The sequence below is a fragment of the Halorhodospira sp. 9621 genome (assembly GCF_022228055.1).
In the GTDB taxonomy this organism is placed as follows: domain Bacteria; phylum Pseudomonadota; class Gammaproteobacteria; order Nitrococcales; family Halorhodospiraceae; genus Halorhodospira; species Halorhodospira halophila_A.
This window is the reverse complement of record NZ_JAJNRD010000050.1, coordinates 1-9,056: the sequence shown is the minus strand read 5'-3', so window position 1 is coordinate 9,056 and position 9,056 is coordinate 1. Positions and strand designations below refer to the sequence as shown.

7 protein-coding genes are annotated in these 9,056 nt (G+C 70.8%); 4 read left to right on the top strand and 3 right to left on the bottom strand.

Annotated features, from left to right (window positions below; translation table 11 throughout):
* Positions 1-45: 45 nt before the first annotated feature.
* Genes pdxA through LRF89_RS12595 form a run of 3 tightly spaced genes read right to left on the bottom strand, consistent with a single transcriptional unit; the run spans position 46 to position 4,729 of the window.
* Positions 46-1,056, bottom strand: a complete 1,011-nt coding sequence (pdxA, locus tag LRF89_RS12605) for a 4-hydroxythreonine-4-phosphate dehydrogenase PdxA (protein ID WP_238634707.1) — start codon at positions 1,054-1,056, stop codon at positions 46-48.
* Positions 1,053-2,336 (bottom strand): peptidylprolyl isomerase, encoded by a 1,284-nt coding sequence (locus LRF89_RS12600; protein WP_201169821.1) that lies wholly within the window; start codon positions 2,334-2,336, stop codon positions 1,053-1,055. The genes pdxA and LRF89_RS12600 overlap by 4 nt, the downstream gene beginning before the upstream one ends.
* A 5-nt stretch (positions 2,337-2,341) precedes the next feature.
* Positions 2,342-4,729, bottom strand: coding sequence for an LPS-assembly protein LptD (locus tag LRF89_RS12595; RefSeq protein WP_238637285.1), 2,388 nt, complete (start codon positions 4,727-4,729; stop codon positions 2,342-2,344).
* A 106-nt stretch (positions 4,730-4,835) separates the two neighbouring features.
* Here LRF89_RS12595 and LRF89_RS12590 point away from each other — a divergent pair, with 106 nt between their 5' ends.
* The 4 genes from LRF89_RS12590 to LRF89_RS12575 are packed head-to-tail and all read left to right on the top strand — an operon-like array spanning position 4,836 to position 9,051.
* Positions 4,836-5,861 (top strand): aminoglycoside phosphotransferase family protein, encoded by a 1,026-nt coding sequence (locus LRF89_RS12590; protein WP_238637284.1) that lies wholly within the window; start codon positions 4,836-4,838, stop codon positions 5,859-5,861.
* Position 5,862: 1 nt separating this feature from the next.
* Positions 5,863-6,549: an N-acetylmuramate alpha-1-phosphate uridylyltransferase MurU gene (gene murU / locus LRF89_RS12585; protein ID WP_201169813.1), complete on the top strand. Its 687-nt coding sequence runs from the start codon at positions 5,863-5,865 to the stop codon at positions 6,547-6,549.
* A 16-nt stretch (positions 6,550-6,565) separates the two neighbouring features.
* Entirely contained in the window at positions 6,566-7,996 is a 1,431-nt protein-coding gene (locus LRF89_RS12580; RefSeq protein ID WP_201169810.1) for a glutamate-cysteine ligase family protein, read from the top strand.
* Between the two features lie 26 nt (positions 7,997-8,022).
* Entirely contained in the window at positions 8,023-9,051 is a 1,029-nt protein-coding gene (locus tag LRF89_RS12575; RefSeq protein ID WP_201169807.1) for a M14 family metallopeptidase, read from the top strand.
* Positions 9,052-9,056: the final 5 nt, after the last annotated feature.

Below are 9,056 nucleotides of genomic sequence, written 5' to 3'. Positions count from 1 at the left end.
GATCTCGTGTATGCTCGCTTGCCCCGCCCTGCGGCGGTGGGGCGGTCAGCCCGGCCGGTGCTGACGGCGCAGCGCCAGGTCGGCCGCCAGCTCGATGGCCGCCTGCAGACTCCCGCCGTCTGCCCGTCCCGTCCCGGCCAGCTCCAGGGCCGTGCCGTGATCCACCGACGTGCGCACGATGGGCAGCCCCAGGGTGACGTTCACCGCCCGGCCAAAGCCGGCGTGTTTGAGCACCGGCAGACCCTGGTCGTGGTACATGGCCAGCACCGCGTCGGCCCCCTCCAGCGAGCGCGGCGTGAAGGCCGTATCCGCCGGCAAAGGCCCCACCAGCCCCAGCAGGCCGGCGTCGCGCAGTCGCTCCAGGGTCGGCTCGATGACCTCGAGCTCCTCGCGGCCCAGGTGGCCACCCTCGCCCGCGTGGGGGTTGAGGCCAGTGACCAGGATGCGCGGTGCCGCGATGGCGAACTTGTCGACCAGGTCGTGGTGCAGCGCTGTGATCACCGCCTCCAGCCGCTCGGGGGTGATCGCCGACGGCACTTCATGGAGCGCCATGTGCGTCGTGGCCAGGGCCACGCGGAGCTCCCCGGCGACCAGCATCATCACCGGCGTCTCGGTGGCGGTTAACTCGGCGAGCAGCTCGGTATGGCCCGAGAAGGGGATACCAGCGTCATTGATCACCCCCTTGTGGACCGGAGCAGTGACGATGCCGTCCACCTGACCCTCGGCGGCCAGCCGCACCGCCCGCCTGAGGCTGGCGACCACCGCCTCGGCGTTGGCCGGGTCCAGCGTCCCGGGGTGGGCCGGGCGGGCCAACCGCACGGGATCCACGGGCAGGCAACCGGCACGGTGGGCCGCCCGCGGCGTTTCGGGGGACCACGCCGGGGTGGCCAGCTCGGGGGCGTCGAGGACGCGGCTGCGCTCGCGCAGCAGCGCCGGATCGCCGATGGCGACCAGCTCCGCGGCGTGACTGCGCATGGCCGCAGCGGCTACCAGCTCGTAGCCGATACCAGCCGGTTCGCCGCAGGTGACCGCGATGCGCGGGCGGCCGTCGCTCACGACCCCCCCAGGCGGTAGTCGACGTAGGCCTCCTCGCGCAGCTCCCGCAGCCACTGCTCCAGGGCCTCCTGGCTCTTGCGCTCGTGGATCTGCTGGGCGATGCGCTCGCGGCGGCGATCGTCCGTGACGTCGCGCTCGCGCCGATCCTCCACGCGGACGATGTGCCAGCCGTATTCGGTGCGGAACGGCTCGCTGACCTCACCCACTTCGAGCTCATCCAGCTGCTCCTGGAAGGAGGCGACCAGCTGGCCACTGCGGGTCCAGCCGATGTCCCCGCCGCTGGCCTCGGCGCCCGGCTCCTGCGAGTACTGCCGGGCGAGGAACTCCAAGCTCTCGCCCTCGTCGATGCGCTCGCGGAAGCTGTTCAGCCGTTGCCGGACGTCCTCCACCTCGATGCCGTCGCCGGGGCGCAGGAGGATGTGGCGGGCGCGGGTCTCCTCGACAATCTGGGCATCTTCACTGCGCCGGTCGATGAGCTTGACGATATGGAAACCGTCGGCCGCCTGGACCGGCTCGCTGACCTCGCCCGGCTCCATGCCTTCGACGACGTCGGCAAAGGCCGAGGGCAACTGGCCGGGCAGTCGCCAGCCGATCTCGCCGCCTTCGCCGGCGGTGGCCGCATCCGAGAAGGTCTCGGCCAGGGTGGCGAAGTCGCTGTCGCTGTCCACCGCACGGGCGCGGATCTCGCCGGCCCGCTCTTCGGCGGCGCGCAGGTCATCCGAGGAGGCGCCCTCAGGCGTGCCGATGCGGATGTGCGCCACCCGGTACTCCATGTTATCCCGAGCCGCCGCCGCCTCGACGGCCTCGTCGATCTCCTGCGGCGAGACCTCGACCTCCTGCTGGACCACGGCCTGCTGGAGTCGCTCGACGGTGATCTGCTCGCGCAGGTCCTCACGGAAACCGGCCATGTCCATCCCCTCCTGAGCGAGGGCGTCGCGCAGCTGAGCGAGGGTCATGTTGTTCTGCGCGGCGATGCGCTGCATGGCGGCGTCCAGGGTGGCGTCGTCTACCTGGATGCCGGCGCGCTGCGCATGGCCCATCTGCAAGCGCTGCATCACCAGGCGCTCGAGAACCTGCTCGCGCAGCTGGTCCGCCGGTGGCGGCTGCTGACCGCGCTGGAAGAACTGGGCACGGATCTGCTCGATCTCCTGTTCCAGCTCCGAGGCGAGCACGACCTCCTGGTCGGCGACGGCCACGATGCGGTCCAGGGTCTCACTGGCGGCCAGGGCCGGCAGCCCGGCGAGCAGGGTTGCGGCGCAGAGAAAGGCTCGAATCTTCATGGGGTCTAGAATACCGTTTCGTCGTAGTCGGGCACCACGTCTTCAAGGAAGGATGCCGTGTCCTGGCCCAGTCGGCCCAGGCCGGTGAGCTCGAATTCGAGCATGAAGGTGTTTTCCACTTCCCGGGCCGCGCCGCGGCGGAAGCGCCGGGCGACACCGCGCACCGCCCAGCAGCACTGGCGGTACTCCACTCCTCCGACCACTTCCAGGTTCGTCCGTTCCAGCCGCGAGTACTGCCAGCCGCCAACGCCGCGCCAACGGGCGTCGATGGGCACCACCGCCGAGGCCTCGATCAGGTCCTGCGTGGTCTCCAGCACCGGTTCATCGTCCTCGTCGTCCTTGGCTTCCTGGCGGACCCGGTAGCCGAGATTCACCAGGGCGCCCGGGGTGGGCTGGTACTGCCAGTCGGCGGCGAGGCTGGTGGCTGCAGCCACTTCCCGCTCCGGGTCGTAGCGGTATTCGCCGCGGACCGAAAGCCCGCCGGGCAGGCGCAGCTCGGCGTCGGCGAAGATGTCCGAACTGCTGCGGGTCAGGGCCGGGTCGTCCGGGTCGGTGTCCAGGGTCACCCGCCGATCCTCCCGGTAGTAGACCTGGCCGATGCTCGCGCGTAACGGTTCGCGGCCATCGACGATGTCGAGGAAACGGGTGGTCACCGCGGCGGTGATCTGGTCTGCGTCACCGATGCGGTCGATGCCGGAGAAGCGGTTCTCCTGGAAGAGCTGCGCCACGGTGTTGCCGCGCTCGCTGGTGTCGAAGTCCGGGTAGTCCCCCTGGTCGCGGTAGGGGGCGTAAAGATAGTACACCCGGGGTTCCAGCGTTTGCAGGAAAGGGCGGTTGCCGAGCTGGAACGGCCGCTCGAGGAAGATGCCGGCATCGAGGCTGGCGATGGGCACGGTGCGGCTGAGCTGCTCGTCACCGGGGGCGTCGCCGGCCCGATCTAGGTCGTAGCGGGTGTGGTGCAGGCTCAGCCCCGGCTCGATGAAGAAGGCCTGGCGCTGCAGGGGCCAGGAGATCCGCGGGTTGACGTGGTAGCGTCGTCCCACCGGGCGCTGTTCGTCATTCTCTGCCTCGGGACCCTCGGGCAGCTCGAAGCGCACCGCCTCGCCCTCCAGGCGGTACTCCACGCCACCGGGCAGCACCCCGGGCGTGTGCTGGTAGCCGATCGCGGGCCAGCGCCGGTACGGGTCGTCGCGGTCGTCCGGGCGCAGGTTCTGCCAGTGCTGCAGCTCGGCCTCCCACTCGTGATCGCCGCGGGACTGCCGCGCCAGGGCGCGACTCTCGAGCTCGGCATCGCTGCTGCCTACCAGATCCGATGAGAAGTCCCTCAGGTAGTCCACGTCGCCGACGCGCTCGACGTCTACCTGGTAGTCGACGCCGTGGGGTAGATCCCCGCGGTGGGACCAGTCCACGGCCCAGCGTTCGGCATCGATCTCCGGCTCGCCGTCTTCGCGCAGCTGATCGGCGTAGACGTCGTCGTCGGGCAGGTACTCCGCGGACAGCTCGCCATCGAAGCTCGGGCGCAGATAGCGGAACTCCCCACCGAGCTGAACCCCCCGTCGCGAGTAGTAGGTCGGCTGCAGGGTCAGGTCGTAATTCGGCGCCAGGCGCACGTAGACCGGCAGCGTGAAATAGCCACCGTCGGTATCGGACTGGCCGAAGCTCGGCGGCAGGATCCCGGTGCGTGGCCGGTCGTCGATGGGGAACTGCAGATACGGGGTGTAGAACCAGGGGATGCCGCCGAGCTCCACCCGCGCGTGGCGCGCCTCGCCCAGGCCGGCGTCGTGATCCAGGTCCAGCGACCCGGCGTGCAGCCACCACAACTCATCCCCCGGCGGGCAGGTGGAGTAGCGCAGGTCGGTTAGCCGGGTCTGCTCCGCTCCGGTGGAGACCAGGTGCCGGGCGGCGCCGTGCATGTGCGGATGGATCCGGAATTCCGCGCCGTCCACCTCGATGCGGTCTTCGTCGAGGTCGAAGCGCCCCGCCGTGCCCCACAGGTGCAGGCCGGACTCCGAGTACGCGAAGGCCCCAGGCACGCGCGCGCGACCCGCCGCCTCGTCGAGATCGAGGTTCTCCGCGCGCAGGTGCTGATCGAGCCGGCGCAGTTCAGCGTCGCCGCGCAGACGGTAGAGGGCGCGCAGGCCATCGGCGTCGATGGCTTCGGCATCCAGGATCAGGGGTGTGTCGGGGTGGTTGCGCCGTGTGCGGTCCACGGCGTCGGGGGATGGCGCCAGTGGGGGGCCGCAAAGCTGGATCTGCCGGAGTGCGCCAGGGTCGCTGGGGATGTGGCCGGAGGGGACACGGGCCTCTTCGACGTTGTCCGCATCGGCGGCTGCAACCACGGAGGCGGCCAGGCCTGCCGCAAGGACGGCGGTGAGTGGGAGTGAACGGTTCACGGTTCGTTGCGATCCGGCGGCGAGCGCCGCTACCTTGGCACACGGGGGGGCGCGTGGCAACGCACGACGGCTTGCAATCGGCGCCGCCGTGGCGCGCAATGGAGGGATGAACGCACTGGCCTGGGATGATGCCCGCGCCGCCGAGGCGCGCGAGTGGGCTCGGTGGCAGCTCGATGCCGCGCAGCCGCCGGCGCTGACGCCGGCGGCGGCCGACGCCAGCAGCCGCCGCTACTTCCGGATCGAGCTGCCCGACGGGGGTACCCGGATCATCATGGACGCCCCGGGGCAGCCCGAGTCCGTGGCGGCCTTTGTACACGTCGCCGGATTGCTGACTGCTGCGGGGGTCCACGCACCGCGAGTGGAGGCCGCCGACCAGGAGCGGGGCCTGTTGCTGCTCACCGACCTGGGCCGCCGCACCTACCTGCAGGCATTCCAGGATGGGGCCGACCCCCAGCCGCTGCTCGACGCTGCCGTCAACGCCCTGGTCCGCGCCCAGGCTGCCGTGCCGGTGGCCGGTCTGCCCGCCTACGATACCCCGCGGCTGCGCCGGGAGCTGGAGCTGTTCACCGACTGGTACCTGCCGCACTGCTGCGGGGTGGCTGCCGCGGAAGCCCGGCGGCGCCTTGGCGGCGGTCTGGACGATCTGCTCGAACGGCTTGCCGCCCAGAGCCGGGCGTTCTGTCACCGGGACTACATGCCGCGCAATCTGATGGACTGTGCGCCGCTGCCTGGTGTGCTGGACTTCCAGGACGCGGTGGACGGGCCGGTTTCCTATGATGCTGTCTCCCTCGTGCGCGATGCCTTCATCAGCTGGCCGCGCGAACGCGAAGTGGCCACCCTTCAGCGCTATCACCGCCTGGCGCTCGAGGCCGGCGTACCCGTGCCGTGGGCGTTCGAGCTGTTCTGGGCGGACTGCCAGTGGATGGGGGTGCAGCGTCACCTCAAGGTGCTCGGTATCTTCGCCCGGTTGGCCTACCGTGACGGCAAGCCGCATTACCTGGCCGACGCGCCGCGGTTCTTTAAGTATCTGCGCGCAGCAGCGGAGGAGGAGCCGGCGCTACGCGCGCTGGTGGACGAGGTGCGGGCCCTGGCGGAGGCGCCGGGGCGGGTCCCGGACGCCAAGGTGGACTGAGATGCGTGCCATGATCCTGGCCGCCGGGCGCGGCGAGCGGATGCGCCCGCTGACCGACACCACCCCGAAGCCGCTGCTGGAGGTTGCGGGGATGCCGCTGATTGGCTGGCAGCTGCAGCGCCTGAGCGCGGCCGGGGTCGAGACGGTGGTGATCAATACCGCCTGGCTGGGTGAGCAGATCGAGACGGCGGTCGGCGATGGGCGCGCCTGGGGGGTGCGCGTGCACTACAGCCGCGAGCCGGAAGGCGCCTTGGACACCGGCGGCGGCATCCGCCAGGCGCTGCCTCTACTCGGCGACAGCCCGTTCTGGGTCGTCAACGGCGACGTCTGGAGCGACTACCCGCTGCAGCGCCTGCCCCGCTCGCTCTCGGTCGCTGCGCACTTGGTGCTGGTGGACAACCCGGCCCATAACCCCGACGGCGATTTCGCCCTCGACGGTCAGGGACGGGTGACCACCGGGAGCGGACAGCGGCTGACCTTTGCCGGGATCGGCGCCTTCCACCCCCGCCTCTGGCGCGGGTGCCGGCGCGGGTGTTTCCCGCTGGCGCCGTTGCTGCGCAGTGCTGCGCAGCGCGGGGAACTCACCGGGACCTACTGGCCCGGGATCTGGTCCGATATCGGCACGCCGGAACGGCTCGAGCAGCTGCGCCGCCAGGTGCTGGCGGAGGCCGGTCCGGCGCCGGAGTAGCGAGGGAGCGACGGACGTGGGACAGGAGATCGGTCGGGCACGCTTCGGGAGCGACGACTTCTCGGTCTTTCGCCAGAGGCTCCGGGACGAGACCCGGCTGCTGGGCGAGTGGCTGCGGGCCGGACGGGTCGCGCAGGGGGCGCCGAGCATCGGTCTCGAGCTCGAGGCGTGGCTGGTGGATGCGCAGGGGCGCCCGGCGCCGGTCAGCGATCGGGTGCTAAGCCGGGTCGAGGATGAGCGCGTCGAGAATGAGCTCGCGCGCTTCAACCTGGAGATCAACACGGACGTGCATGCGCTGGCCGGCTCCTCGCTGCAGGCCCTGCAGGCGGAGCTGACCGGGCGCTGGGCGCGAGCGCAGCAGGCGGCGTCGGAGGCCGGCTGCCGGGTCGCCCTAGTGGGTATCCTGCCTTCGGTGCGGGAAGCGGACCTGTGCCTGAGCAACATGACCCCGTCGCCGCGCTACGCCGCGCTGAACGAGCAGGTGCTGGCGCTGCGCGGGCGCCAGCCGCTGACTCTCGATATCGAGGGGGCGGAGCGCTTCCGCACCGAGCGTCACGACGTCATGCTGGAGGCGGCCACCACTTCGCTGCAGCTGCACCTGCAGGTGCCGCCGCAGCGCATCGCGGCGTTCTTCAATGCGGCGGTGGCGCTGTCGGCGGCATCGGTGGCGGTGGCCGCCAATTCGCCGCTGCTCTTCGGGCGCCGCCTCTGGCAGGAGAGCCGCATCCCGCTGTTCGAGCAGGCTGTGGCGTGCACTCGCCTGGAGCCGCGCGGCGCCGGTACCCTGGCGCGGGTGGGGTTCGGTAGTGGCTATGCACGCGACGCCCTCTATGGCTTCTTTGTCGAGAATCGGCAGCACCACCCCGTGCTGCTGCCGGTGCTCCAGGACACCCCGGTGGAAGCGCTGGCCCATCTGCGCCTGCACAACGGCACCATCTGGCGCTGGAACCGGCCGCTGGTGGACGTGGTCGACGGCCGGTGCCAGCTGCGTCTTGAGCATCGGGTGATGGCCGCCGGCCCGACCCTGGCCGACGTGCTGGCCAACGCCGCCTTTTTCTACGGTGCGGTGGCCGAGCTGGCCGAATCCCGCCCAGGGCTGGTGGAGGAGCTGCCGTTCCACATCGCTGAGCAGAACTTCTATGCTGCCGCCCGTTACGGCCTGGACGCCGAGGTGGAGTGGCTGGACGGCTGGTTCGGCCGGCTGGGCGACCTGGTCGCCGAGCGCTTGCTGCCCAAGGCCCGCCGCGGGCTGGTACGGGCCGGCGTGGCCGAGGCCGAGGCCACCGCGCACCTGCGCGTGGTGGAGGAGCGGGTGGCCAGCGGGCGCACCGGCGCCGATTGGCAGCTCGCCTGGATGGAGCGCCACGGCGACGACAACCAGGCCCTGACGCGGGCCTACCTGGATCGAGCTGCCGACGGTGAACCGGTTCATCGCTGGCCGCTTTAGAAACCAGACAGGAGGGCGATCGGCCCATGCTGAAGACCTACCAGGGACTGCCGGAAGGACTGCTCCGCGCAGGGCCCGCCGAGTTGGAGGAGCGCCTCGGCGGGCCGAGCCTGATCGAGGTGCCCGGGCGCCGTGAACCGCCGCTTTTCGTCACCGTCCTGCTCCACGGCAACGAGACCACCGGCTGGGAGGCGGTGCGGCAGGTCCTGGCCGATTTCCAGGGGCGTCCGCTGCCACGGACCCTGCTGCTGTTCATCGGCAATGTGCGTGCAGCCCGGCACGGCGTCCGCCGTCTCCCCGAACAGCCCGACTACAATCGGGTGTGGCCGGGGACGAGCCTGCCCGACAGCCCGGAACAGCACCTCGCCGCCGAGGTGGTGGCCCGCGTACGCTCGCGGGGCTGTTTCGCCAGCATCGATGTGCACAACAACACCGGGCTGAACCCGCACTACGGCTGCGTTAATCGCCTCGAGGGGCCGTATCTTCAGCTCGCTGCGCTGTTCTCGCGCACGGTGGTCTACTTCACGCGGCCTCAAGGGGTACAGTCGCTGGCCATGGCCCGGCTGGCGCCGGCGGTCACCGTGGAGTGCGGGCAGCCGGGCAGCCCCGGGGCGGCGGATCACGCCGCCGAACTGATCTCCAGCGCGCTACACCTCTCCCGCCTGCCCCAGGGGGTGCCCGCGGATATCTCGGTCTATCACACGGTGGCTGCGGTGCGGATTCCGGAGCAGTGCAGCTTCGGTTTCGGCGAGGCGCGCGGGGCGGATCTACAGCTGATGGACGATCTGGAGCGGTGCAATTTCCGTGATCTGCCCGAGGGGACCGTGTTCGCCCGGGTTGCGCCGGAGTCCCGGGCGTTCTTCACGGTGGAGGACAATGACGGGCGCGAGGCGGCGGCGGAGTTTTTCCAGCGCGATGGTGAGACGATCCGCCTGCGCCGTCCGGCGATGCCGGCCATGCTCGCCTGCAATACGACGGCCATCCGTCAGGATGTACTCTGCTACCTGATGGAGCCGGTCCGCCTGGGCACACCGCCGGCGGCTGAGCCCGCCTGAGGGTG